We start from the raw sequence: 21365 nt of genomic DNA, 5'->3' as shown, positions 1-21365 counted from the left end.
AACCGCAGAGCGTTGCCATTCCGCCACGGATGCCTGGGGAGCGGAGCTCTGATCTCTCCCTCTGCTGTGATCCGGCAGCGTCCCGCCGTCTGCACGCGGCAAAACACAGTGCCCTTACCTCGTGGGCCGCACCATCGGGGGAGTCGCGCCGGGGTGGCCCGGCCGGTCGCAATCGCGGTCGGCCGCGGAGCCCCGGCGCGCAACAATGCGAGCTGGTGTAACAGGCAGCACGCCCGATTCTGGATCGGGTAGTCGTGGTTCGAATCCACGGCCCGCAGCGCAACGCAAAAAGCCCCCGTGCCTTTCGGCCGGGGGCTTTTCGCATTTCCGGGGAGGGGGTAGCAATGCCGGGATGGCAGGGGTCGAACCGCAAGTCGCGGCTCCCGAAGGACTGGCCGCAGACGCGCAAGCGCATCCTCGCTCGTGACGGCTACCGCTGCACGTGGCGCGCCGATGGGGTGCGCTGCTCGGAGAAGGCGAGCGACGTCGACCACATCGAGAGAGGCGACAACCACGACGACAGCAACCTCCGGTCGCTGTGCGGCCCGCACCACCGACGCAAGTCGTCGAGCGAGGGCGGGTCGGCGTACCGCCGGCCGTCACGCTACAACGTGAAGCGGCCGGCGGCGCAGCACCCCGGGCTCATCCGGCGGTAGGCGCGAGCCACCTCCCCACGGTCGCCTTCGGCACGTCGACCTCGGCTGCAATCGCGGCGATCGACAGCTTCGGGTCACCGCTGCGCAACTCCTCGGCGCGTCGGCGCGCGGCCTGCCTCTCGGCGGACTCGGCGCGGGGGCGGCGCTGCTGAGGCGGGCGCGGCTCGAGCTCGAGCTCGGCATCCGGCACAGAGTGTTCGGGCACGGATGCCTCGGCGGGCTCGCGCCGCGCCCCGTAGACCGTGACGGCCGCGAGGTGCGTGACCATCAGCAATGCCACGGCGGGCACCGCGTTCACCAAGATCGCGACGACCTCACCCATCCGCAGCTCGGCCGAGTCGACGGCCACGACGTGGGCAGCGTTGCCCGCAATCGTGACCGCGCCGAACACGCCGAGCGTCACCCACGCGAGGCGGTGCGCCCCGGGCACGAGCAACGCGATGAGCATCGCGACGATCGTGACGAGGTCGACGATCGCGGGGAACACGATCGCTCGGTCGGGCTCCATGCCGCCGAGCAAGATCGCGCTGTCGTAGAGCGCGCCCCACGACATGTAGACCGCTGCCAGGGCGAGGGCGGCGAGCGCCCACCCGAGCACCCGCCGCAGGATCACGGGCTGACGCTCGCCCCGGTCGCCCGCAGGCTCCGGTTCGTCGGCTCGGGCACGCGATCGACGGCGTGCCGACCGCTCCGGCGCGACTCCGGGTCGAGCCTGCCGCGGGATGCGGCCCACTCGGCGGTGATCGTCGCGAGCGTGCGGCGCTTCGCGAGGTGTCGGGGGGTCGTCTTCATCGGTGTCTCCTTCGATCTGCAATTCGGGTTGGTGGACGAGGAAGTCCTCGCCCGTGTTGAGGTCGGTGACCTCGAAGTCGTAGAGCTTCGGCGTCGCGTTCACTTCGCGACCAGCCCTTCGATGTAGTGCACGAGCCGCGTCTCGGCGTCGAACGCCGCGAGGTCGGCCTCGATCGTGCGCGCCGCGAGGTCGCCGAACTCGGACGTCGCAACGATGTGAGCGGCGCGGGCGCGCACCGCGCGGGCGACGAGCTCGCGCAACTCGGCGCGCTGCCCTTCGTCGAGCCCCGCAACTTCTGTGTTCACGGTTCCTCCTTCTGCACGGTGAGCCCGTAGAGGCTCGCGTAGACGTTGTTCGTGGTGCCGGTGTCCGGGTGTCGGACGATGATGCGCGGCGCGAGCCCGCAGGTCTCGGCGCGGACGACGCGCACGAACTCGGCGGGTTCGCCCCAGTGGTCGGTGATCGTGGCGCGAGGCGCAATGGTGCTGCCGTCGCGGCCGGTCACCCGGTAGCGGGTGCGAGGTGCGCGCGTCGTCGGGGTCGGTGCGAGTGCAATCGTGCTCACGCGTACGCCTCCATCCATGCGAGTCGTTCGAGAACCTTCTCGGCGTGCAAGACCGCGTCGCGCGGGTGCTGCCACAGCTCGGCGTCGGCGTCCATGCTGTCGAGGTTTACGAGCCACGACGACGGGTCGGCGTACAGGTCGCCATCTGCAACTGCCTCGCGGAATGCAGTGAGCACCGGGTTCGCCGGGTTCGTAAGCGGGCGGTCGGACTCGGGGCGCGGGTGCCAGCAGTCGAGTGCGCCATACAGGGGTGCGCGCTGCTTGCTGGAGCGGTCCGCCATGACGTTCCCGTAGATGTCTTCGCGCGCCCACGGGTACTCGTCGGCGGTGAGCTTTGCGTGCTTGCCGCTGCTGTAGATCGTCATCGGTCGCTCGCCTCCATGAGTGCAAGATCGCGATGGCAGTCGATGCAAATCTCGGTGCGCGTGTAGCGGTTGTGCTGGTCGCCGTCGAGGTACGTGACGACGTACGTCTCGGCCTCGCCGTTGCCGCACTCGGCGCAACTCAGGTCGGGCATGACGTCGTCGCCGTCGTCGCGCTCGTCGTGGGGCTCGATGTCTTCGAGGTCGGTCTCGTACCACTGGCCGGACTCGTCGCCGTGCTGCTGCGTCTCGTAGACGAGATAGCTGAGACGCGACTCTCGTGCGCGATCCTGCAACCAGTCGGCGGCTGCAAACGCGGCGTCGATGTGTGAGGGGTTGTCGACCTCGACATCGAACTCGAGGCGCACCCGGTAGGTGTAGGTCATCTGTCGTTCCCTTCTCGAACGTGGCGCGCAATTCGCGCGTCGTGCCCCGGCCGGGAGTCGAACCCGGCCGCGCAACCGTGCGGGGCTACTTGACGAGGACGCCCGCGCGGATGACGCCGGACGCCCAGAATGCGTAGTGCAGGGCAGGGGTGGCGACGGGGTGATCCTTCACCCCGCGCTCTTCTGCAACTGCGCGGGCGACGCTGATTCCTACGCGGAGGCTCAGCGCGCTTTGCCGGGTCGATCGCTCGTGCGTCCGCCCCTCGGCAACTCGCTCCCAGAGTTCGCCTTTCCCCTTCCCTCTGTGGGGCGCGTCGCCGCTCACGGCAACCGCGTTGAGCGGGCCGATGAGCCAGTGCTCGACCTTCGCGGCCATGCTCAGCCGTTCCAGCCGGAGCGGCGGGCGTTGTGGTAGCAGGAATCGCACGCGATCCAATCGCCCTCGGGGACGTCGAGCTCACTGGCCTCGACATGCTCGCCGCAATTCGGGCAGGCCGGGTGCGTGGCGTCGTACTCCTCGCAGCCGTCGCACCACTCGCGAGTACTGAGCGTCCCAACGTGCTCGCCGCACTCGCGGCATTCGCGTGAGTTGTCCTCGGTGCTACCCTCCTCGGGCGCAATCTCATCGGCTGCCGGCGTGTTCAGTACGTCGCGGGTGATGATGAAGTACTCGTCGCCGAGCACCGTGTCGCGCATGAGCCACGAGTCGGCTCCCTCCCAGTCGGCGAAGTCCAGTTGCATCGCAACATCGTCGATCTGGTCGAAGCCCTCGAACTCGGTCGGGTCGAGGTCGTTGCTGTCCGCATCGCGGAACGCATGCACGGCCATGCGGGGCGTCTCGTTCAGTTCGAGAATCGCGGCGACACATCCCTCGGGGATGAGTCGCGCAAGCTCGCGGATGCTCGTCTCGCGGTGTCGGTCTTGTGCGTCCCAGTACGCGCGCATCGTCGCTCGGTACTCGTCGGTCGTGATGATCTGCTCGGACATGGTGTGTTCCCTTCTCGAACGTGGCGCGCAATTCGCGCGTCGTGCCCCGGCGTGGAATCGAACCGCGCTGCAACCATTCGGGGCTGTGTATCTACTCGGCCTCGTCGACCTCCCAGCTCGTGACGTCGTATTCGGACTCGCCGTCAGCGCCGAGCCCGTAGAGCCCGCCGGGGTCGGAGCCCTCGAGCTCTTCGCGGATGGCGTCGGCCATCTCGTCGCGCGCTGCAAACTTGCCTGTCGTGCGCTCGACCTCGACAGTGACCGTGAACGTGAAGCGGTGCGCCATCGGTCAGCCCTCCACCCACTCGTCGGCGTTCGGGCGGGGCTCGAAGTAGAAACGTTCGTCGCCGCAATTCGCGAGGTAGTCGCTCACGTTCGCCTGGAAGTCTTCGTCGCTGACTCGCGACCCGTGCGCGTTCGCCCACGGGTACGGGTCGCGGTCGCTCTCGGCCTCGTCCGACCACACGTTGTAAAGCAGGTCGTCCCCGTCGCCCGGGTAGCCGAGCGCGTGCATCATGTCGCGCAATACGCGGCCCTCGTGCACGGTGAACTTGCCCGGCATCTCCTCGTCGTTCGCCCACGCGTTGACCATGTCCGCGAATGACGCGGCGGCCTCCTTGACTGCACCCATCGGTTCGATCCCTTCTCGATCGCGGCGCGCAATCTGCGGCCGTCGTGCCCTGCCCCGGCAATGAACCGGCGCGATCCTCTCGGCAGGGCTGCGGCTCATTCGGCCGCGTAGTAGTCCGTCCCGTTGAAGTTCACGAAGCTCTGGCCGATGCCGTTGCCCATCCGGGCGGCATCCCAGTAGCAATCCGTCGAGTCCTCCGACTCACACGCGGTCGCGAGCGCTCTTGCAAACGTCGAGACGGCCCAGTCGTCGCCCTCGATCCGCCCGTCTTCGTAGCCGCTCACGTACGCGGTCTGCTCGGCGGCCGGGTCTGCAATCTCGACGACCCGCTCGACCTCGACGGGCACCTCGACCGGCACCTCGACGACCTTCTCGACGACCCGCTCGACGGGCACCTCGACCGTGTGCACGACGTGCACGGGCACCTCTCGGACGATCCCGTACGGGGCCGGCTCGGCGGGCGCGGCATCCGCCGTCGTCGGCCGCAATGCGGCGAGCCCGTAGCCGAGCAATCCGGCGGCGACCGCGGCGGCCGTCGCGAGCGCAATGGTGCGCTTGTTCATGGTCTGCGTTCCCTTCTCAGCCGTGGTTCTCGTTGAGTTCGTCGGCCGTGTCGTACCAGTAGCAACCGGCGCTGTCGGGTGCCCACGCGTAGGACTCGCGGCCGGTCGGGCTGACGACGAGATACGCCGTCTCGGGCTGCAACTCGCCCGCCTCGCGGATGGCGTCGAACTCGTCTTCGGTGACCTCCGTCACGGGGAGCGGCGTGCTCGTGCTCGTGCTCATGGTTGGTTCCCTTCTCGAACCCGGCCGCAATCTGCGGCCGTCGTGCCCCGCCCCGGTAACGAACCGGCGCGATCCTCTCGGCGGGGCTGCGCTCTCAGAACGCGTATTCGGTGACTCCCTCCGGGCTCACGACTGCAACCCATTCGGCGGGCACGACATCGGGGATGTCGGCGCGGGTGTGCTTCGCAACTACGGCCGCGAGCGCTGCCCGGCTCATCCCGGTTGCCACTCGGAGCTGCGCGAACGACTTGCCCGCGGTGCGTGCCTGGACGATCAGACGGTCGCGCTGCTCGTCGAGCTCGCGCCAGAACGTGAGCGAGTCGAGAGCGGCGTCGCCGGTCTCCTCGAACTCTTCGCGTGCAATCCGCTCGCGCTCGCGATCGTGGCGGCGGGTCGCCTGCCATTCGGTGAACGTGAGGCGTTCGGCGAAGTACTCGTCGACCCACACTCGGAACTCTTCTGTGACGTACGGGCGAACCGTGTGCCACGGCCCGACGAATGCGTCTGACTCGTCGCGCGGCGGGGCGGCAACCATCTGCCCCTGCGCAATCGTGTACGTCGGTTGCCACACGCCCGCCGACCATCCCGCATGTTCGCGGTAGTCGGCGAGTCGGCGGGCAACGTATCCCGCGTACTCGTCCCGGTCGCGCTGCTCTTGGCGCGTCATGCGAGACGGCTCGTCATCGTGACGCGCTGCCCGATGCTGTGCGCGAACTCGACGACCGCGAGCGCTGCCGCCCGGGTGTCGTGCTGCTCGTGCTCTCCGGCAATGCCGACGATGAACACCCGGCGGCGTGCCGGATGATCGGCGCGCGCTGCTCGGCGCGCTCCCTTGGTTTGTTGCATGATTCCCGTCCCTTCTCGACGGTCACCCGGGCCGCAATGCCCCCGGGGCGCGCAACCCTTGCGCGCTCGTGCCCCGGCCGGGAATCGAACCCGACCGCGCAACCATGCGGGGCTAGCCGAAGACGATTCGGCCGTAGATCAGGGTTTGAAAGATGACGTCGGCGTCTTCCGCGCAACCCATCCCTAGGTGCTCCTCCGTCATGTCGGCGAGACAGCACAGGAGAGACGGGCGCGTCTTCGCGATCCGGTCGAACGTCTCGACGACCTCGCGCGGCTTGACCTCGCGCTCGCTCGTCGTGTCGTCATCCGGGCCGCTCGGATCATCCGCAACGATGCGGATGCGTCGCGGGGTCTCGAGCACTTCCACCTCTCGCCACCAAGGGGTGTAACGCCCGTCGAGCACTTCCGCGAGGTCGCAAGCCTCGCGCGATCGGTTCCGACGCTCGCTCATTCGTCGTCGTCAATCTCGTCGGCGTACTCGTCGAAGAGTTCCGCGAGGTGTGCAACGACCTCCCGTGCGAGGTCGTAGAGCACGTACCCCGCGAGGGTGACGATGTCCTCATTGCCCGTTGCAAGGTCGGACGTGTCGAGGTAGGCCCGTGTCTCGACGAGCTGCATCATGCGGGTGTGGTTGTAGATGTCGGGCGCGCCATCGGCGATCTCGTGCTCGGCGTCGTCGTCGGGCTTGCCCTCGGCGTAGATGATCGCCTCGGCGTAGCTGTCGCCGATGCCCTCGAAGAATGCCCGCGCTTCGCCGCCCTCACAGGCGGACTCGACCGTGTTCGCGAGTGCATACGCGGTCAGTTCGCCGATGCGCTCGGCGACCTTCTCGAACTTCTTCACTATCGGTTCCCTTCTCGAACCGGTGCCGGTGTGGCACCTAGTGGGGATACGGGCGAGTTCTCTGCCGGTCGGTCGAGCTACCTCGGCGGGCGACACTGTCGCACTGGCCTACCGGTAGCGGCTCACACTCAGGGAGTGGCTTGCCCGTATCCCCGCTAGGTGACCCGGGCGTCTCTCACTCGACCGGGTGACCGTGGCTCGCTGTCGTCATGTCTGTGCGTGACCGGAGGGGACGCAAGCGGCGCGAATGCGCATTCCGTCCCGATGGGCTGCTACGTCGTTCGGACGTGCGAGCGGGGTTCCTCTGTGGAGTTCTCAAGTGCCTGTCGCTTCACCCGGAGGCCCGGCCCGGTGTCCCGGTGTCGGCCCGCCGTGTGGCGATAACGACACACTACGGCCCAGAAACGAAACACCGCAACCCATCGTGAATCCCGGGCGTGTCGCGCTGAATGCCGGGCCTCGCGCGCGTAGGCGCGTGTCTCGCGCGCAAGCGCACGCGGCCCGAGAATCCAACACCTCGCCCAGTTCGTCGCCCGCTCTCACGCCTCGGAGGTTCGCCCGTGTCTCGCCGCTCTCGCTCTCGCGCCCGTCGTCGCCCGTCTCGTCTCCTCCCGCTGCCGGGTAGTGCTCACACACGGGGGGAGAGAGACACACAACGGGGGAGGGCGACAGCGCTTGTGCTGGCATGCGCGGTAGCTGTGACGCTCGCCTGTGCGCCGTCCGGTCGGATGCTCGCCGCCGACGATCGCGCCCGCCTCGCGCCCGCTCACGGCCCGGCCGTCGTCGCTCGCCGCCGGACGTGACGCCGATGTCTCGCGCCCGGACGTCGCGCCCGTGTCTCGCCGCCGCCGCCCGACGCCGCCGCGCGCCCGCCGTCGCTGGCCGCGCCGCCGACGCCGCGCCGACGTCTCGCGCCCGGACACCGCGCCCGAGTCTCGCGCCCGGACATCCGGCCCGACCGGGGAGGCCCGAGACCCCTCCCCGCCCCATTCCGGCCCCGCTTCGCGTATAGGCGCTGACATTCGCTGTGACCTGAAAACGTCCCAGAGGAACCCCCTTTCGAGAGGAGGTGCTGCACGATGGCTTCCCCCCGCGCGCCCAAGGAACTCAAGGAAGCGGGTCGGAAAGTGTGGAAGGCGCTGACCGACGCGAACGACCTCGAAGAGTGGGAGAAAGTGACGCTTTTGGAGGCGTGCCGCGTCGCTGATCGCCTCGAACTGCTGTCAAACGAGCTCGAAGGCGCGGACTTGACGGTGAAGAACTCGAAGGGCGACCTGACCGCGAACCCTCTCCTGGTCGAGGCGCGGCAGCAGGGCATCGTGTACGCGCGGCTGATCGCCGCGCTCCGCATCCCGGACGAGACGGGGAAGGTTCCGCAGTCGCGGCCGGCGCGTGGCGCGTACGGTGTGCGCGCCTCACTGTCGGCGGTGAATTAGTGCGCCGCCGGCATCCCGTCGTCGAGATGGTCGACACGTCCGTTCTGAGCGACGTTCGCGAGGACTTGCACCGTCGTGCGATCGCGATGCCCGGCTCGGACCAGCCGATGGTAGAGCTCGAGAAGTGGCTGCTGGTGTTCGCGTCTCTCGTCGAGGAGTGCGCAGGGCAGGGGGTCAGCATCGTCGACGTGTAGGGGGGTGCCATGCAGCTTCCTGACCAGTCGGAGCTCCCACCTCGTGAGCGCATCGTCACGGTGCCGCAGTGGCTCCCGAAGTACACGCTCGGGTGGGCGGCCATCGAGTGGATCGCTGACAACCTCAAGCACCCGAACGGGCCGCGGAAGGGCATGCCGTTCCTGCTGACCTGGGCGCAGACGTTGTTCCTGCTGTGGTTCTACGCCGTCGACGAAGACGGGTACTGGCTCCACAACCGCGCGGTGCGCCGGCTCGCGAAGGGCTCGGGCAAGTCGCCGTTCGCGGCGGTGCTCGCGCTGCTCGAGCTGCTCGGGCCGGTGCGTGTCGACTACTTCGACCCGCTCGTGCCGGGCGGCGTCGTCGGTAAGCCTGTCGACCTGCCGCTCGTGCAGATCGCTGCGACCTCCGAGAAGCAGACGATGAACACGATGCGCATGGTGCGCGCGATGTCCAACAAGCGCACGGCGCTCGCCCGGAAGTACGGACTCGACGTCGGCAAGACGTACATCGAGACCCCTGAGGGCGGCCGGCTCGAGCAGATCACCTCGAGCGCGACCGCGGCCGAGGGTGCTGAGACGAGCTTCACGATCGCCGACGAGACGGAGCACTGGACGCCATCGAACGGCGGCCCCGACCTCGCTGAGACGCTGGTGCAGAATGCGGCCAAGACAGGCGCGCGTCTCATGGAGACGTGTAACGCGTGGATTCCCGGTATCGGGTCGGTCGCCGAGACGGTGTTCGACGCATGGTGCGCCGAGCAGGAAGCGCAGATGCCGGGCTCAACCGTGCGTCTCGCTGGCAAGCAGACGATTCTCTACGACGCGCGGATCGCGCCGCCGAACACGGTCATGCGCGACTACCTCACCGAGGAGGAGGAAGCCGAAGGCTTCACCACGCTCGAGGAGGCCGGCCACGTCGGCATCAGTGCAGCGCTCGACTTCGTCTATGACGACTGCTTCTGGGTCAACAAGGTCGCGATCCTCTCCACGATCATGTCGCTCGCCTACCCCGAGTCGCGTGCGCGCCGGTTCTACCTGAACCAGCCGAACGCAGCCGAGGACGCGTGGGTCACGGTCGACGAGTGGGGAGCGCTCGGCCCCGCCGGCTGGCACGGTGACGAGCCGTTCCCGCAGGTCGCAGATGGCGACGAGGTCGCTCTGTTCTTCGACGGCTCGAAGTCGAACGACGCCACGGCGCTCGTCGGCTGCCGAATCGAGGATGGGCACGTCTTCACTCTCGGCGTCTGGCAGCCCAAGCCGGGCGAGGTCGTCGATACCGGGGCCGTCGACAGTGCGGTCATCCGTGCGTTCAAGCAGTACAAGGTCGTCGCCTTCTTCGGTGACGTCCGCGAGTGGGAGTCGTTCGTCAAGGTCGCCTGGGCCGACCTCGCGAAGGAGAACGACGTCGTGATCTGGGCCGTCAAGCACGGCAAGGAGCCCCAGCCCGTCGCATGGGACATGCGCTCCCACAGCTACGAGTTCGCCGCGGCGGCCGAGATGTGCCTCACAGAGATTGAGCGGCGCGAGTTCACCCACGACGGGAACTGGGAGACGTCGAAGCACATCGGCCATGCGCGCCGCACCGAGTACAAGGGCCGACTGACGATCCGCAAGGAGTCGCCGAAGTCGCCCAAGAAGATCGACGCCGCTGTGTGCGTCATCGGCGCGCGCATGGTGCGCCGTCTCGTTCTGGCATCCCCCGAGTGGGAGCGCCGCAAGACACGTGGAAAGTGGGTGGTTCTCTCGTGAGCCTCGAATCCCTGAGACAGAAGTCAGCGCCGTGGGACTACTACGAACTCGAGGCGTACTTCAACGGGACGAAGCGTCTCGCCGCCATCGGCGTCTCAATCCCACCTGAGATGCGGGCGCTTGAGATGGTCGCGGCGTGGCCTCGTCTCGTCGTCGAAGCGCTCGTCGAACGTCTCACGCCGGAGGGGTTCTACCTCGCGAGCGATCAGAGCATCGCCGACGAAGCCGAGACGTGGTGGCACGCCAACGAGTTCGACATCGAGTCGATCCTTCTCCACACCGAATCGCTCGCCCAGAAGACGGCGTACACCCTCATCGGCCCCGGTGAGGACAACATGCCGCGGTACACCGTGCACACCCGCCGCGAGCTGCGAGTCGAGCTCGACAGCTTCGGCCGTGTGAAGGAGGCGCTGCGCCCGTTCGATGCCGAGGACGGAACCTACTGGGAGGCGCACTACGAGCCCGGCAAGGTGTCCTACTACGGGCGCGTCAACGGGTTCATGCGTCTCGCGCACACCGAGGACACCGGCCTGTCTCGCGTCCCGGTCGTCGCCTTCGCGAACCGAGCTCGCATCGGCGGCCGTTCCGGCGAGTCCGAGATGCGAGACGTCATGGGGCTCTCGGACGCCTGCTCGCGATCGCTCACCAACCTGCAGGTCGCGCAGGAACTCGTCTCGATGCCGCAGCGCTACATGATCGGGGCGAACCCAGATGAGCTCGTCGACCAGAATGGCGTCCCCAAGACGGCGTTCGAGGTCTACATCGGCCGCATGCTCATGGGGCCGGCCGGGGCGGAGGTCGGGCAGCTCCCCGGCGCGCAGCTCGACCAGATCATCAACACGATCAAGCTCTACGCGCAGAAGGTCGCATCCGTTACCGGGCTCCCGAATAGCTACCTCGGGATCAACACCGACAACCCTGCATCCGGGCAGGCGATCAACGCGGCAGCGAACCGGCACATCAAGAAGGCCGAGCAGAAGCAGATGGTGTTCGGCAGGAAGCACGCCGAAGTCGCGGCGATCGGACACGAGCTCGTGCACGGAACCCCGCCGCGATCACTCATCCGCCTCGAGATGCAGTGGCGCAACGCCGCCACCATCACCCTGGACGAAGTCGCGCAGGGCGCGATCGCGCTCACGGGTGGCGAGCCGGTCATCCCGCCCGTCGTCGCTCGCGACCTCATCGGCCTCACGCCCGAGCAGAAGCGCATCGCCAACGAGCATGAGCAGAAGAACGCCGCGGCCCGGTTCGCGACGATCGGCGGGCTGTCCGAGTGACCCCCGGGCAGTACCGGCTCGCGCTCGACCCGATCGCCCAAGCGCTCATGCGAGCTGCGCTCGCCATCCTCCGTCCCGCGTTCCGGCCCGGGGCGGGGGAGGGTGCGAAGCGGGCTGCGGCGGCCGAGCTGACGTTCGAGATACGACGGTCGCGCGCCGACGTTGCGCGGGTCACGGTCGAGTTCATGCGCGGGCAGGCGCGGGTGCAGGGCGGGCGTGATCCGCGCATCCCCGCGCCGCGCGGATACCCGGTCGAGGCGGCGCGGGCGGTGATCGATGACGCGCTCGAGCGAGGTGTCGGGCGGGCGTGGCACAGGGCGCTCGAGGAGGCAGCGTTCGCCGCCGTGCGGCACGCCGAGCAAGCGGGCCGGGACATGATCTTCGACGCAGCCGAGCTCTACGACGACGACGCCGCGGCCGACCTCAACATCGATCTGGACGCCGAGCTCGACGACGAAGACGACGAGGACGACTACGGGCTCGACGACGCCGACGACGTCCACGAAGCAGACCGCGAGGTGCCCACTGTCGACGACGTCGACCCCGGCGGGCGCGTCACTCAACTACGCCCGGTCGCGTGGGCGCGCGTGCTCACCGGGGCAGACAACTGCGCCTTCTGTGTGATGCTCGCGAGCCGCGGCGCGGTCTACAAGGCGCGGTCGACGGCGCTCTACGGCGGCGGCCAGTCCAAGTATCACGACCGCTGCGACTGCATCGCGATGCCGGTCTACTCCGCAGCGCGCTGGGCCGCGAGCGACGCCGGTCGTCTCGCCGACGACCTCTACCGGAAGCTCTGGCTTCCGGCGACCAAGGGTTACAGCGGGATGGATGCGCTCAACGCGCTCGCCCGCGAGCTGTACCGCATGAAGAAGGCGGGGCGCGAGGTCGCCCCCGACATCAGGAAGGCCGCGTAATGGCACACACCCGCAACGCTCGCGACGAGGACGCCGAGATTCTGTCCCGGTTCGACACCCTCATGCCGGACATCGAAACCCGAGACGTGATCGTCGAAGTCCGTCAGCAGTTCCAGGACTTCGCCCACGAGGTGATCGTCGGCACCGCGCCGGGCAGTCGCGAGCGATCGCTCGCGCTCACGGCGCTCGAAGAGTCCATGCACTGGACGAACAAGGCGATCGCTCGCCACGGCGTCCGACAGTAGCCACCACCAACCCAAGCCCCCTCCGACGAGGGGGCATTTTTCATGCCCGGAAAGGAAGCGCATGACCGACCCCGCACCTCCCGCACAGACCCCTCCCGCAGCGCCGCCCGCTCCGCCTGTTCCGCCTGCTCCGCCGGCTGCGCCGCCCGCCGCGGCTCCCGCTGTGACGGCTGCCGACGCCGGCTTCCAGGCTCCCGCGACGCAGGCCGAGCTCGACGCGATGCTCGCCGCTGCGACCGCTGCCGCGGTGCCGAGCGACTACGACGCCCTCAAGGCGCAGGCGAAGGCCGCGGCTGACGCGGGCAAGTCCGAGCTCGAGCTCGCGAACGAGCGCGTCGCCGAGCTCACCGCGCAGGCCGACGCGCTTCGCCGTGACGCCGAGCGCGCCGCGGTCGCTGCCGACCCCCGGTTCGGCGGCGTCCCGGCCGCCCTGCTCGTCGGCAGCACCAAGGCCGAGCTCGAGGCGTCGGCCGCTGCGCTCATCGCGTGGCGCGGCGAGAAGTCCGCCGAGACGCCCGGCCCGTGGCGAACGCAGGGCGACCCCGCGCAGAGCGGCACCTCCCACACGCCGGACGGCGAGGGCAAGGAGTCCTGGGCGCGCTCGTTCTTCGGCGTCTAGCCACCACCAACCACCACCAACCCACTCGAGAAACGGATAGCCACACATGGCAAACGACAACCTGACCACGTTCGGCGGGCTGCAGGGCGGCGCGACGCCCAACCTCGTCCCCAAGCCGATCGCGACCGAAATCCTCAAGCGCGCTGAGGAGGAGTCGGTCGTCAAGAAGCTCTCGGGCCAGACCGCGATGCCGCTGACCGGCAGCGCGATCGCCGTGCAGACCGGCCACATCCAGGCCGGCGTCGTCGGCGAGGGCGAGGCGAAGCCGGTCGGCAAGACCAGCTACGCCACGAAGAGCATCAAGCCGATCAAGGTGGCCGCGATCGCGGTCGTCTCGACCGAGCTCGTGCGCACCAACCCGGCGGGCATCTGGGACAACATCCAGGGCGACGTCTCGAGCGCGATCGCCCGAGCCTTCGACCTCGCGGTGCTCTACGGCAAGTCGGCCAAGACCGGCGCGGCCATCGCGGGCGTCGAGTACGTCAACCAGACGACCAAGCGCGTCGAGCTCGGCACCGCGACCAAGGCGAACGGCGGCCTGTCGAGCGACCTCATCGCCGGCTACAACCTCGTCGTCGAGGGCTCGCAGGTGCACAACGGGTTCACCGGCTTCGCCGCCGACCCGCAGTTCCGCGGCCAGCTCCTCAGCGCCGTCGACCTGCAGGGCCGCCCGATCTACCAGCAGACGGTCGACCTCAAGGCCGGCCTCGACAACGTGCTCGGCCTGCCGACCGCGTACGGCCGCGCGGTGAGCAGCCGCGTCGGCTCGATCGCGGACAGCAAGGTGCGCGCGTTCGGTGGCGACTGGGGCGCGCTCAAGTACGGCTTCGCGCAGGACATCACGGTGTCGCTGTCGAACCAGGCGACCGTCGTCGACGGTGCGGACACGTACCACCTCTGGCAGCAGAACATGGTCGCGGTGCTCGCCGAGGCCACGTTCGGCTGGATCATCAGCGACAAGGACTCCTTCGTCGCCTACGACGACGCGGTGGCCTAAGCATGGGCCGCCTCAAGAGCCGGCACTCCGGCACCGTCGTGAACGTCCCCGACGACCACCCGTACCACGAGTCCGGCGCATGGGCCGCGGTCGAGGTCGTCGACGCCGAGAACAGCGAACGCGCGGCGCAGGCCGCGGAAGCGAAGGCCGAGGCGGAACGTGCCGCGGCCGACGCCGCCGCTGAGGCCGAGCGCGTGGCGGCCGAGGCCGCCGCCGCTGAGGCCGAGCGCGTGGCGGCCGAGGCCGCCGCCGCTGAGGCCGAGCGTGTGGCGGCTGAGGCCGCCGCCGAGAAGGCCGCCGCCGAGAAGGCCGCCGCCGAGGCTGCGAGCGAGAGCTCCGACCCGGAGGTCGAGGCCGCCGACAAGAAGCCGAGCACCCGCTCGCGCAAGCAGTAGGAGGTCGCCATGCCGGAAGAGCTGACACCGCCTCTCGCCGGCACGGCCGACATCGAGGGGGCGCTCCTGCGCCCCCTCACGTCGGCCGAGGCTCCGTACGCCGCCGGCCTGCTTGCTCGCGCCGAGGCGATCCTCATGGTGCGCATCCCTGTACTCCGTGTTCGGGCCGACGAGTTCCCCGGCTTCGAGGTACTCGTGAAGGGTGTCGAGGGCGAGATGGTCGCCCGAGTCTTCCGCAACCCCGAGGGGTTGTTCCGTGAAGAGCAGGGCAATTACTCGTACCAACTCGACCGCGCCGTAGCGAGCGGTCGCCTCGCGGTTCTCGACGACGAGCTGCAGGTGCTCGGCGTCCCCACGAAGGGGCTGATCGGCTCTGCCGCTGGGGCGATGGACGGCTACGCCGTCGCGCGCTACGGCCAAGCCCGACCCGACCTGCAGTTTCAGTACGGCTGGCCCGGGGCTCCCACGTGAGCGTGTGGAACCGTCCGGCTCACGTCGTGAAGGTGCAGCTCATGCGGGTCGAACAGGACGGGCGGGGCGCGTTCCGCGACGTCCCGGACGGAGGTCTCATCGACGTCCCCTGCACTGTGCAGTCGGCGCGAGAGTGGTCGACTGCCGAGGAGAACCTGCTCAACGGCCTGCAGGTGCTCGACCTCTGCCGCATCTTCGCGAAGGTATGGCCGGGCGACGTCCGCTCGCTCGTCTACCACGACGGGGCCGAGTGGGAGACGGTCGGATCGCCGCAGCACTTCGACGTCTCGCCTCGCACAGATCACTGGGTCGTCACGCTGCGCAAGCGGGGTGACGTTGGCTGAGGTCTACGCCATCGCACACATCGAGGCGGCGCGGATTGTGGGCGGCACGTCCGACCTCACCGCGCTCGCTCGAGATGTCCGCGGCCGGGTGCGTCGGCAGATCATGGCCCGCGCGTTCGATACCGGCGAGTTCCACTCCACGGTCAAGATCGCGAACCGCGTCGGCCCCTACGGGGTGCGCGACCGGGTCATCTACTCCGACGATCCGGCCGCGCTCGCGATCGAGTACGGCCACCTCGTCATCACACGGGTGAAGGGCGCGCGCCGCGTCCGCAGCACGGGCGCGTTCGTGCCCGGCAAGTACCCGTTCACCGCCGCATTCCAGTCGATGAAGGGGGAGTGGACTTGATCGACGACGACCCGCTGATCGATGACGAAGCGCTGATCTACCGGCTCTTCACTCGAGACATCCCGCCCGACCACTACATCGCCTCCGAGGTCGACGTGACCACGTGGGAGCTCATGCCCTACGGGCGGTTCTCGTGCATCACGGACGGCGGGGGGAACGGGCCGGGCATCTGGCACACGATCCTCTCCGTCAACGTCTTCGGCAACGGCACCGACGAGGCGTTCGCCTACGCCCGCGAGCTCGACCGGATCATCCGCAACTGGGGCGACCCCGGCGTGGCTGTGCTGCCCGGCCTCGGGTCGGTCGAGTCCGCCGAGCGAGAGCAGAAGTTCACCCGCGTCGGAAGCGTCGAGGTCAACGGGAAGAACGTCACCCAGTACCTCGGCACCTACGAGCTCACCCTCCGCTACCAACCACCAACCTCACCGTAAAGGAGGCAGTATGACTGCCGATGCCAGTACCCTCGTCATCCCCGGCAAGGGCACCGTCTTCACCGCCGCGGCCGGCGTGAAGCCGCCCGCCGACCCGTTCGGCACGGGCGGGTTCACCCTCACGGGCACCCCGCCCACGGGCTGGAAGAACCTCGGCCACACGTCGAAGGCGAACACCATCGCGTTCTCGAAGGAGGGTGGCGAGAAGGAATCGATCGACACCTTCCTCGCCGACGCCGTACGCGTGGTCTACTCGGCCGCCGCATGGTCGGTCACCATCCCCGCACTGCAGTTCGACCAGGACGTGCTCGACCTCGCCTTCAACGGCGACTGGGACGACACCACGGGCGGCTACATCATCCCGGGCTCGTCCGCTCCCACCGAGGCCGCGCTCTTCCTGTACTTCAAGGACAACACGGGAGCGCTCGGGTTCTGGATTCCGAACACGAGCGTCACCCTCGGCGAGCCGCCGAGCGTCGACACGGCCGCCTTCATGGAGCTCCCGCTGGCCGCCGCCATCCAGTCGGCCGCCGAGTCGATCATCCCGGCGGTCGATGGCCGCCCGGGCATCATGGAGCTCTTCAAGACCGGCCTCGTCAAGCCCACCCCGTAGGCGCGAGTAGCCGATGACCGACCCCGGGTGCCGAGCGGGCGCACCCGGGGTCGTCCTGTACCTGCCCGCCCCATACTTTCGAGGAAACCAGATGTCGAACACGACCAAGCCCACCGCCAAGCCGGGCCGCCAGCCCGCCGACCGCAAGACCACCGCCGCCGAGCTGCACGAAGCCGAGCTCGCGAACGAGGAACTGCTCGTCGACATGCCGACGCTCAAGCCGCCGCACCAGCTCCGCATCCGCGAGAAGAACCGCGTCTACAAGCTCCTGTTCAGCTCGGGCTTCATCTCCGACACCGGAGACATCACCATCACCGACGACAAGAGCGTCCTCGAGCAGCTTCCCTCCATGCTCGACATGGCCGCCGACGTCGATGACTTCGCCGAGTCGATCGCCGTCGACAAGCAGGCGTACGCCGCGTGGTCGGAGGGCAAGGACTTCGACGTGTTCTTCGCCATCCTCAACCGCTACGCGAGCGCAGTGGGGGAATCGACCAGCTCTGCGAGCTGATCGACGAGCACGGCGAATCGCTGACGGCCGACCTCGACCAGTTCCACGGCATCCGAGTCGATGACGTGTGGGCTGGCCGGGTGTCGGCCCGCCACGTGCTCACGCTCGCGGGGCAACTCCTCCGCAACCCGCAGTCACGGTTCCGCGCCGACCGCCTCGGCGACGATCGCTGGATTGGCTGGACGCTCGAGTCGTCCGCCCTCGCCGGCATCCACGACGTTCTCCTCGGCATCGGCTACGCACTCGCCCAGAAGCAGATGCCCGCCGATGCGTTCTTCAAGCGGCCGACAACGCCGTTTGTCGAACAGGCCGAGCCCAACCTCTTCGCGCCCACGATCGCCGAATTCAACATCGGCTCGTTCATGCGCCAAATCCACTCGTAGACGGGAGCCCACATGGCAGGCGGTTCACCCGGGGCGAAGGTCGTCGGCAAGGTCGCCATCCGAGCGATCCCCGACACCTCGAAGTTCCGCTCAGACCTCCGCAAGAAGCTGCAGGCGATCGAGAAGACGGCATCCTTCCGCATCACGGTCGACCGCGCCCGCGTTATGCGAGCGAAGATCCGCAAGGACATCCAGGATCAGCTCGGCAACATGCAGAACCTCATCGTCCAGGTCGAGGCGCACATCCGAAACAAGGAGCGCTTCGGCCGCGAGGTCGAGCAGATGATCCGCGACGCCGAACGAAACAAGGTCGGCCTCACCGTCGACGCCAGAGCGGCCGTCGCGAAGGCGCAGCTCGCGCTCATCTCAAGGGATCGCCTCGTCGAGCTCTTCGTGCACGTCAACAAGGCGTCGCTCGCCAAGGCTGCGACCGCGATCGCCGCGCTCTCGGGCCTCCGGCTCGCCGGCACGTGGCTCGACGACCTCACCGAGTCCATGCTGAACCTCGACAAGAACCTCCCGAAGATCGCGCTCGCGACGACCAGCATCACGAGCCTCGTCGCGGCGATCCTCGGCGCGACGTCGGGCCTCGTCGGCATCCTCGCTGGGCTCTCGGCGATCCTGCCTGCATTCATGGTCGTGCCCGGCGCGCTCATGAACGCAACCGCCGGCATCACCGTGTTCATCGTCGCGCTGCAGCAGGCGCAGGAACAGCTCGCCCCGCTCGCGGGCAACATGCACGAGCTCGCCGACATCATCCGTGGCGCGTTCTGGTCGAAGGCTCGCCAGCCGATCATCGACCTCATCACCAACCTCATGCCGCAGTTGCGCGAGTCCTTCCGCGGCGCGGCCGAGGGGATGGGCGAGTTCTACGGCTCGCTCGCTACCTCATTCGAGAAGGCGCTCGAGGGCGGCCGACTCGACGCGCTCTTCGCCGGGCTCGGCGAGAGCATGCGGATTCTCTCGACGGGAACCGACGCGTTCGCGGGGGCGATCGTCTCGCTCGGAGAAATCGGCGCACAGTACATGCCTCGCCTGTCGCAGTGGTTCGTGGACCTCGCCAACAGGTTCGACACGTGGCTCAAGCTCACCGCCGAAGACGGGCGCATGACGCAGTGGATCGATGGCGCGATCGAGGGGCTGCACCAGCTCTGGGACATCGCCGTCGCCACCGTCGACATCTTCGAGGGGCTGTGGAACGCAGCCGAGGCGGCCGGCGGCGGCGGGCTCGGCGGCTTCCGCGACATCCTGCAGTCCATCGCGGACACCGTCAACAGCGAGCCGTTCCAGACCACGCTCACCGCGTTCTTCCGCGGCGCAGCAACGGCGATGGACGGGCTCAAGCCGGCGCTCTCCGCGATCGGCGGCCTGTTCCACGACCTCCGCGAGCCGATCGAGTACTTCATCGGCACCGCCGGGCAGACGTTCGGGCTGATCCTCAGCTCGATCGCCGACGCACTGAACACCCCGGCGATGGGCGACGCGCTCGTGACCTTCATCGACGGAATCCGCAGCGGGGTCGAGAAGCTGGCACCATACCTGCCGACGATCGTCGACGGGCTCGCGACTCTCATCGGGTTCGCGGGTGACCTCGCCGCAGCCATCGCCCCTGTGGCGGGCGCGGCGCTCGCCCTGTTCGCTGAGGCGGTCGCTCAGATCGCCGAAGCGATCGGCCCCGAGCTACCTGCCCTCACAGGGGCAGTCGCCGACGCGATCGCCGAACTCTCGCCCAAGCTGCTCGAGCTCGTCGACAAGCTGCTCCCGGTGCTGCCTCCGCTCATCGACGCCGTCGTGAAGCTCCTGCCTCAACTCGTCGACCTGTTCCTCATGCTGTACCCGGCAATCTCGGGCACAGCAGACGTACTCGTCGGGTTCCTGCAGTGGGCGCTCACGCCGACGAAGGATGCGCTCGAGGACTTCGCAGACTTCCTGTCGGGGCTCGGCCCGGTCGGCGAGCTTTTCGCGGGCGTGTTCTCCGGGCTCGGCGACATCGTCGACGGCGGACTGCCAGGAATCATCGAAGCGATCGGGGCCACGGTCGGCACCGTGTTCGAGACGATCACCGCACCCTTCCGTCAGGCTGGCGACTTCCTCGCCGGGCTCTGGGGGCGCATCGGCTCGATCGCATCGGGAGCGTGGCAGAACATCGGCCTGATCCTCGGCGGGATCATCATGAACATCCGCGACCTCTTCACGGGGAACTTCGGCGCGATCCAACAGCGGATCGGCTCGTTCGTGGAGTCGGCCCGCTCGATGTTCGCCTCGTTCGGGGCGAAGGTCGCCGAGGTCGTCCAGGCGGCGATCAGCTGGTTCGTGCAGCTCCCGGGCCGCATCCAGTCCGCGCTCTCTGGGGCGGGCTCGTGGCTCGTCAGTGCCGGTCGCGACATGATCAACGGTCTCGTGTCGGGCATCCAGTCGATGGCGTCGAGCATCACGCAGTCGCTCATCGACACCGCGAGCAACGCGATCAGCGGGATGAAGGGCTGGCTCGGTATCCACTCGCCGTCGACGCGTATGCGCGACGAGGTCGGCCGCTGGATGCCGGCGGGCATCGAGGCCGGCATCGAGAAGGGCATGCCCTCGCTCGAGCAGACCGTGTGCCACATGGTCGAGGTGCCGAAGCTGCCCGCTACCGGCAAGGCCGGCACGGGCGGAACCCAGACCCCGCTCGTCGGCGGCGCTGGACACACCATCAACCTGATCAACCCCGTCGTGCGTGACCTGCTTGAGGAACTGCGCGAGGCGGGCGATCTGCTCGGCGCACTCGGATAGGGGGCTGGATGTACAGCATGAACGGCGTCGCCTTGCACGACCGCTCGCGAGGGTGGTTCGTGCGGCCGAAGTCGGAAACGGTTCGGCAAGGGGACGACTGACCGCGCGTCGGTCGGCCTCGACGGGATGGACGGGGTGGTCGGCGGTCTGCCGGCCACCGCCGCCCCCACCCCGCTCTCGTTCGTCGTCAACGTGCCGGCCGCCGATGTCGGCACCGTGCTCGCGCTTGTCGGCAAGGTGGGAGCGCGCATCTCTCCGGACGACACCCCGGACATCGAGGCCGACTTCGAGAAGCTGTCCCACACAGCGGTAGCGACGGGCTCGCCTGCCGAGTTCTACGACCTCACTGTGGTGGGTCGGCTGCCGCGCTCCTACTGGCGCGACAAGGTCGAGACGACATCAGCCGCCGCTTCGCTCGCGTCGGCATCCGTCGTCACGAACGTGTTCGCCGGCATCAGCGCACCCGTGCAGGACGCCATCGTCCGCGTGAAGGGGTCGGCGACCGGGCTGCGTGTCACGGACGGCGGGGGCTCGTGGTTCGAGTACCCGCCGAACATCCCCGCGGCCAACTACCTCCGCTTCCACCTCAGCACGATGCGCGCCTACGTCACCACGACCGACACGTGGACGGGCGGCACCGAAGTGACCGGCGACGTGGACTTCAACGGGCCGCGCGGCCAGTTCGAGCTCACGTCCTATTTCAGCAACCCGACCAGCCGAGTAGCGCGACTCACCGTGACCACGACCGCGCGCTCCGGCGCGACGATCGAGGTACGCGGCAAGGCCGCCTACCTCGCGTAGAGGAGGCAC

General features: G+C 68.5%; 35 protein-coding genes and 1 tRNA gene. 20 read left to right on the top strand and 16 right to left on the bottom strand.

What is annotated here, in order from left to right:
- Nucleotides 1-206 precede the first annotated feature (206 nt).
- A tRNA-Gln gene (locus tag ACFWGP_RS05510) sits at nucleotides 207-278 on the top strand.
- Between the two features lie 66 nt (nucleotides 279-344).
- Nucleotides 345-656: an HNH endonuclease gene (locus ACFWGP_RS05505; protein ID WP_376930300.1), complete on the top strand. Its 312-nt coding sequence runs from the start codon at nucleotides 345-347 to the stop codon at nucleotides 654-656.
- On the opposite strand, the gene ACFWGP_RS05500 is transcribed toward ACFWGP_RS05505, so the two are convergent.
- From ACFWGP_RS05500 to ACFWGP_RS05425, 16 genes are all read right to left on the bottom strand, one after another.
- Entirely contained in the window at nucleotides 643-1269 is a 627-nt protein-coding gene (locus ACFWGP_RS05500) for a hypothetical protein (RefSeq protein WP_376930299.1), read from the bottom strand. The two genes, ACFWGP_RS05505 and ACFWGP_RS05500, sit on opposite strands and share 14 nt — an antisense overlap.
- Complete coding sequence (locus tag ACFWGP_RS05495; protein ID WP_376930298.1) at nucleotides 1266-1448, bottom strand: hypothetical protein; 183 nt, start codon at nucleotides 1446-1448, stop codon at nucleotides 1266-1268. Before ACFWGP_RS05495 ends, ACFWGP_RS05500 begins: the two co-directional genes overlap by 4 nt.
- 99 nt (nucleotides 1449-1547) lie before the next feature.
- Entirely contained in the window at nucleotides 1548-1754 is a 207-nt protein-coding gene (locus tag ACFWGP_RS05490) for a hypothetical protein (protein WP_376930297.1), read from the bottom strand.
- Nucleotides 1751-2014, bottom strand: a complete 264-nt coding sequence (locus ACFWGP_RS05485; RefSeq protein ID WP_376930296.1) for a hypothetical protein — start codon at nucleotides 2012-2014, stop codon at nucleotides 1751-1753. Before ACFWGP_RS05485 ends, ACFWGP_RS05490 begins: the two co-directional genes overlap by 4 nt.
- The gene (locus ACFWGP_RS05480; RefSeq protein ID WP_376930295.1) at nucleotides 2011-2379 is read right to left on the bottom strand and encodes a hypothetical protein; all 369 of its coding nucleotides are present in this window, start codon (nucleotides 2377-2379) and stop codon (nucleotides 2011-2013) included. Before ACFWGP_RS05480 ends, ACFWGP_RS05485 begins: the two co-directional genes overlap by 4 nt.
- On the bottom strand, nucleotides 2376-2762 hold the full coding sequence (locus ACFWGP_RS05475) for a hypothetical protein (protein WP_376930294.1): 387 nt from the start codon (nucleotides 2760-2762) through the stop codon (nucleotides 2376-2378). The genes ACFWGP_RS05480 and ACFWGP_RS05475 overlap by 4 nt, the downstream gene beginning before the upstream one ends.
- An 85-nt stretch (nucleotides 2763-2847) precedes the next feature.
- Complete coding sequence (locus ACFWGP_RS05470) at nucleotides 2848-3138, bottom strand: hypothetical protein (RefSeq protein ID WP_376930293.1); 291 nt, start codon at nucleotides 3136-3138, stop codon at nucleotides 2848-2850.
- Between the two features lie 2 nt (nucleotides 3139-3140).
- Nucleotides 3141-3707 carry a hypothetical protein gene (locus ACFWGP_RS05465; protein WP_376930292.1) on the bottom strand — a complete coding sequence of 189 codons (567 nt, stop codon included), beginning with the start codon at nucleotides 3705-3707 and terminating at the stop codon, nucleotides 3141-3143.
- 133 nt (nucleotides 3708-3840) lie between these two features.
- Nucleotides 3841-4035, bottom strand: a complete 195-nt coding sequence (locus tag ACFWGP_RS05460; protein WP_376930291.1) for a hypothetical protein — start codon at nucleotides 4033-4035, stop codon at nucleotides 3841-3843.
- 3 nt (nucleotides 4036-4038) lie between these two features.
- The gene (locus ACFWGP_RS05455; protein ID WP_376930290.1) at nucleotides 4039-4380 is read right to left on the bottom strand and encodes a hypothetical protein; all 342 of its coding nucleotides are present in this window, start codon (nucleotides 4378-4380) and stop codon (nucleotides 4039-4041) included.
- A gap of 95 nt (nucleotides 4381-4475) precedes the next feature.
- Entirely contained in the window at nucleotides 4476-4943 is a 468-nt protein-coding gene (locus ACFWGP_RS05450; protein ID WP_376930289.1) for a hypothetical protein, read from the bottom strand.
- Between the two features lie 16 nt (nucleotides 4944-4959).
- Nucleotides 4960-5166, bottom strand: coding sequence for a hypothetical protein (locus tag ACFWGP_RS05445; RefSeq protein WP_376930288.1), 207 nt, complete (start codon nucleotides 5164-5166; stop codon nucleotides 4960-4962).
- Between the two features lie 94 nt (nucleotides 5167-5260).
- Nucleotides 5261-5833, bottom strand: a complete 573-nt coding sequence (locus tag ACFWGP_RS05440) for a hypothetical protein (RefSeq protein ID WP_376930287.1) — start codon at nucleotides 5831-5833, stop codon at nucleotides 5261-5263.
- Nucleotides 5830-6012 carry a hypothetical protein gene (locus tag ACFWGP_RS05435; protein ID WP_376930286.1) on the bottom strand — a complete coding sequence of 61 codons (183 nt, stop codon included), beginning with the start codon at nucleotides 6010-6012 and terminating at the stop codon, nucleotides 5830-5832. The genes ACFWGP_RS05440 and ACFWGP_RS05435 overlap by 4 nt, the downstream gene beginning before the upstream one ends.
- A 112-nt stretch (nucleotides 6013-6124) precedes the next feature.
- Nucleotides 6125-6463 carry a hypothetical protein gene (locus ACFWGP_RS05430; protein ID WP_376930285.1) on the bottom strand — a complete coding sequence of 113 codons (339 nt, stop codon included), beginning with the start codon at nucleotides 6461-6463 and terminating at the stop codon, nucleotides 6125-6127.
- Nucleotides 6460-6951 (bottom strand): hypothetical protein, encoded by a 492-nt coding sequence (locus ACFWGP_RS05425; protein ID WP_376930284.1) that lies wholly within the window; start codon nucleotides 6949-6951, stop codon nucleotides 6460-6462. The genes ACFWGP_RS05430 and ACFWGP_RS05425 overlap by 4 nt, the downstream gene beginning before the upstream one ends.
- A 983-nt stretch (nucleotides 6952-7934) precedes the next feature.
- On the opposite strand from ACFWGP_RS05425, the gene ACFWGP_RS05420 reads away from it, so the two are divergent.
- The 18 genes from ACFWGP_RS05420 to ACFWGP_RS05335 all read left to right on the top strand — a co-directional run bounded on the left by ACFWGP_RS05420 (nucleotide 7935) and on the right by ACFWGP_RS05335 (nucleotide 21356).
- Entirely contained in the window at nucleotides 7935-8291 is a 357-nt protein-coding gene (locus tag ACFWGP_RS05420; RefSeq protein WP_376930283.1) for a terminase, read from the top strand.
- Nucleotides 8292-8317: 26 nt separating this feature from the next.
- Nucleotides 8318-8485 carry a hypothetical protein gene (locus ACFWGP_RS05415; RefSeq protein ID WP_376930282.1) on the top strand — a complete coding sequence of 56 codons (168 nt, stop codon included), beginning with the start codon at nucleotides 8318-8320 and terminating at the stop codon, nucleotides 8483-8485.
- A 9-nt stretch (nucleotides 8486-8494) separates the two neighbouring features.
- The gene (locus tag ACFWGP_RS05410; protein ID WP_376930281.1) at nucleotides 8495-10234 is read left to right on the top strand and encodes a hypothetical protein; all 1740 of its coding nucleotides are present in this window, start codon (nucleotides 8495-8497) and stop codon (nucleotides 10232-10234) included.
- On the top strand, nucleotides 10231-11511 hold the full coding sequence (locus ACFWGP_RS05405) for a phage portal protein (protein ID WP_376930280.1): 1281 nt from the start codon (nucleotides 10231-10233) through the stop codon (nucleotides 11509-11511). Before ACFWGP_RS05410 ends, ACFWGP_RS05405 begins: the two co-directional genes overlap by 4 nt.
- On the top strand, nucleotides 11508-12425 hold the full coding sequence (locus ACFWGP_RS05400; protein WP_376930279.1) for a hypothetical protein: 918 nt from the start codon (nucleotides 11508-11510) through the stop codon (nucleotides 12423-12425). The genes ACFWGP_RS05405 and ACFWGP_RS05400 overlap by 4 nt, the downstream gene beginning before the upstream one ends.
- Complete coding sequence (locus tag ACFWGP_RS05395) at nucleotides 12425-12670, top strand: hypothetical protein (RefSeq protein WP_376930278.1); 246 nt, start codon at nucleotides 12425-12427, stop codon at nucleotides 12668-12670. The genes ACFWGP_RS05400 and ACFWGP_RS05395 overlap by 1 nt, the downstream gene beginning before the upstream one ends.
- Before the next feature lie 163 nt (nucleotides 12671-12833).
- Nucleotides 12834-13289 carry a hypothetical protein gene (locus ACFWGP_RS05390; protein ID WP_376930277.1) on the top strand — a complete coding sequence of 152 codons (456 nt, stop codon included), beginning with the start codon at nucleotides 12834-12836 and terminating at the stop codon, nucleotides 13287-13289.
- 46 nt (nucleotides 13290-13335) lie between these two features.
- Complete coding sequence (locus ACFWGP_RS05385) at nucleotides 13336-14286, top strand: phage major capsid protein (RefSeq protein ID WP_376930276.1); 951 nt, start codon at nucleotides 13336-13338, stop codon at nucleotides 14284-14286.
- A gap of 2 nt (nucleotides 14287-14288) precedes the next feature.
- The gene (locus ACFWGP_RS05380) at nucleotides 14289-14681 is read left to right on the top strand and encodes a hypothetical protein (protein ID WP_376930275.1); all 393 of its coding nucleotides are present in this window, start codon (nucleotides 14289-14291) and stop codon (nucleotides 14679-14681) included.
- Between the two features lie 9 nt (nucleotides 14682-14690).
- A complete protein-coding gene (locus ACFWGP_RS05375) occupies nucleotides 14691-15152 on the top strand; it encodes a Gp19/Gp15/Gp42 family protein (RefSeq protein WP_376930274.1) in 462 nt (153 codons plus the stop codon).
- Complete coding sequence (locus ACFWGP_RS05370) at nucleotides 15149-15496, top strand: hypothetical protein (RefSeq protein ID WP_376930273.1); 348 nt, start codon at nucleotides 15149-15151, stop codon at nucleotides 15494-15496. Before ACFWGP_RS05375 ends, ACFWGP_RS05370 begins: the two co-directional genes overlap by 4 nt.
- Nucleotides 15489-15845 carry a DUF5403 family protein gene (locus ACFWGP_RS05365; protein WP_376930272.1) on the top strand — a complete coding sequence of 119 codons (357 nt, stop codon included), beginning with the start codon at nucleotides 15489-15491 and terminating at the stop codon, nucleotides 15843-15845. Before ACFWGP_RS05370 ends, ACFWGP_RS05365 begins: the two co-directional genes overlap by 8 nt.
- Nucleotides 15836-16276 carry a hypothetical protein gene (locus tag ACFWGP_RS05360; RefSeq protein WP_376930271.1) on the top strand — a complete coding sequence of 147 codons (441 nt, stop codon included), beginning with the start codon at nucleotides 15836-15838 and terminating at the stop codon, nucleotides 16274-16276. The genes ACFWGP_RS05365 and ACFWGP_RS05360 overlap by 10 nt, the downstream gene beginning before the upstream one ends.
- 10 nt (nucleotides 16277-16286) lie before the next feature.
- Nucleotides 16287-16889, top strand: coding sequence for a hypothetical protein (locus tag ACFWGP_RS05355; RefSeq protein WP_376930270.1), 603 nt, complete (start codon nucleotides 16287-16289; stop codon nucleotides 16887-16889).
- A gap of 91 nt (nucleotides 16890-16980) precedes the next feature.
- Entirely contained in the window at nucleotides 16981-17400 is a 420-nt protein-coding gene (locus ACFWGP_RS05350) for a hypothetical protein (protein WP_376930269.1), read from the top strand.
- Nucleotides 17310-17783 (top strand): hypothetical protein, encoded by a 474-nt coding sequence (locus tag ACFWGP_RS05345; protein WP_376930268.1) that lies wholly within the window; start codon nucleotides 17310-17312, stop codon nucleotides 17781-17783. The genes ACFWGP_RS05350 and ACFWGP_RS05345 overlap by 91 nt, the downstream gene beginning before the upstream one ends.
- Before the next feature lie 12 nt (nucleotides 17784-17795).
- Nucleotides 17796-20555: a hypothetical protein gene (locus ACFWGP_RS05340; protein WP_376930267.1), complete on the top strand. Its 2760-nt coding sequence runs from the start codon at nucleotides 17796-17798 to the stop codon at nucleotides 20553-20555.
- Between the two features lie 126 nt (nucleotides 20556-20681).
- Nucleotides 20682-21356, top strand: coding sequence for a hypothetical protein (locus ACFWGP_RS05335; protein WP_376930266.1), 675 nt, complete (start codon nucleotides 20682-20684; stop codon nucleotides 21354-21356).
- Nucleotides 21357-21365: the final 9 nt, after the last annotated feature.

Source organism: Agromyces sp. NPDC127015, assembly GCF_042725165.1.
Lineage (GTDB): Bacteria > Actinomycetota > Actinomycetes > Actinomycetales > Microbacteriaceae > Agromyces > Agromyces chromiiresistens.
The sequence above is the reverse complement of the archived record's forward strand: the minus strand, read 5'-3'. Positions and strand labels throughout refer to the sequence as shown.

Excerpts from the sequence above, each read along its gene's own strand:
- ACFWGP_RS05435 (WP_376930286.1), bottom strand. The coding sequence starts at position 6,012 with ATGCAACAAACCAAGGGAGCGCGCCGAGCAGCGCGCGCCGATCATCCG.
- ACFWGP_RS05495 (WP_376930298.1), bottom strand. The coding sequence starts at position 1,448 with ATGAAGACGACCCCCCGACACCTCGCGAAGCGCCGCACGCTCGCGACG.
- ACFWGP_RS05455 (WP_376930290.1), bottom strand. The coding sequence starts at position 4,380 with ATGGGTGCAGTCAAGGAGGCCGCCGCGTCATTCGCGGACATGGTCAAC.
- ACFWGP_RS05465 (WP_376930292.1), bottom strand. The coding sequence starts at position 3,707 with ATGCGCGCGTACTGGGACGCACAAGACCGACACCGCGAGACGAGCATC.
- ACFWGP_RS05395 (WP_376930278.1), top strand. The coding sequence starts at position 12,425 with ATGGCACACACCCGCAACGCTCGCGACGAGGACGCCGAGATTCTGTCC.
- ACFWGP_RS05470 (WP_376930293.1), bottom strand. The coding sequence starts at position 3,138 with ATGGCCGCGAAGGTCGAGCACTGGCTCATCGGCCCGCTCAACGCGGTT.
- ACFWGP_RS05475 (WP_376930294.1), bottom strand. The coding sequence starts at position 2,762 with ATGACCTACACCTACCGGGTGCGCCTCGAGTTCGATGTCGAGGTCGAC.
- ACFWGP_RS05440 (WP_376930287.1), bottom strand. The coding sequence starts at position 5,833 with ATGACGCGCCAAGAGCAGCGCGACCGGGACGAGTACGCGGGATACGTT.
- ACFWGP_RS05355 (WP_376930270.1), top strand. The coding sequence starts at position 16,287 with ATGACTGCCGATGCCAGTACCCTCGTCATCCCCGGCAAGGGCACCGTC.
- ACFWGP_RS05505 (WP_376930300.1), top strand. The coding sequence starts at position 345 with ATGCCGGGATGGCAGGGGTCGAACCGCAAGTCGCGGCTCCCGAAGGAC.
- ACFWGP_RS05460 (WP_376930291.1), bottom strand. The coding sequence starts at position 4,035 with ATGGCGCACCGCTTCACGTTCACGGTCACTGTCGAGGTCGAGCGCACG.
- ACFWGP_RS05420 (WP_376930283.1), top strand. The coding sequence starts at position 7,935 with ATGGCTTCCCCCCGCGCGCCCAAGGAACTCAAGGAAGCGGGTCGGAAA.
- ACFWGP_RS05335 (WP_376930266.1), top strand. The coding sequence starts at position 20,682 with ATGGACGGGGTGGTCGGCGGTCTGCCGGCCACCGCCGCCCCCACCCCG.
- ACFWGP_RS05430 (WP_376930285.1), bottom strand. The coding sequence starts at position 6,463 with ATGAGCGAGCGTCGGAACCGATCGCGCGAGGCTTGCGACCTCGCGGAA.
- ACFWGP_RS05340 (WP_376930267.1), top strand. The coding sequence starts at position 17,796 with ATGGCAGGCGGTTCACCCGGGGCGAAGGTCGTCGGCAAGGTCGCCATC.
- ACFWGP_RS05350 (WP_376930269.1), top strand. The coding sequence starts at position 16,981 with ATGTCGAACACGACCAAGCCCACCGCCAAGCCGGGCCGCCAGCCCGCC.
- ACFWGP_RS05445 (WP_376930288.1), bottom strand. The coding sequence starts at position 5,166 with ATGAGCACGAGCACGAGCACGCCGCTCCCCGTGACGGAGGTCACCGAA.
- ACFWGP_RS05480 (WP_376930295.1), bottom strand. The coding sequence starts at position 2,379 with ATGACGATCTACAGCAGCGGCAAGCACGCAAAGCTCACCGCCGACGAG.
- ACFWGP_RS05385 (WP_376930276.1), top strand. The coding sequence starts at position 13,336 with ATGGCAAACGACAACCTGACCACGTTCGGCGGGCTGCAGGGCGGCGCG.
- ACFWGP_RS05380 (WP_376930275.1), top strand. The coding sequence starts at position 14,289 with ATGGGCCGCCTCAAGAGCCGGCACTCCGGCACCGTCGTGAACGTCCCC.
- ACFWGP_RS05415 (WP_376930282.1), top strand. The coding sequence starts at position 8,318 with ATGGTCGACACGTCCGTTCTGAGCGACGTTCGCGAGGACTTGCACCGT.
- ACFWGP_RS05410 (WP_376930281.1), top strand. The coding sequence starts at position 8,495 with ATGCAGCTTCCTGACCAGTCGGAGCTCCCACCTCGTGAGCGCATCGTC.
- ACFWGP_RS05450 (WP_376930289.1), bottom strand. The coding sequence starts at position 4,943 with ATGAACAAGCGCACCATTGCGCTCGCGACGGCCGCCGCGGTCGCCGCC.
- ACFWGP_RS05375 (WP_376930274.1), top strand. The coding sequence starts at position 14,691 with ATGCCGGAAGAGCTGACACCGCCTCTCGCCGGCACGGCCGACATCGAG.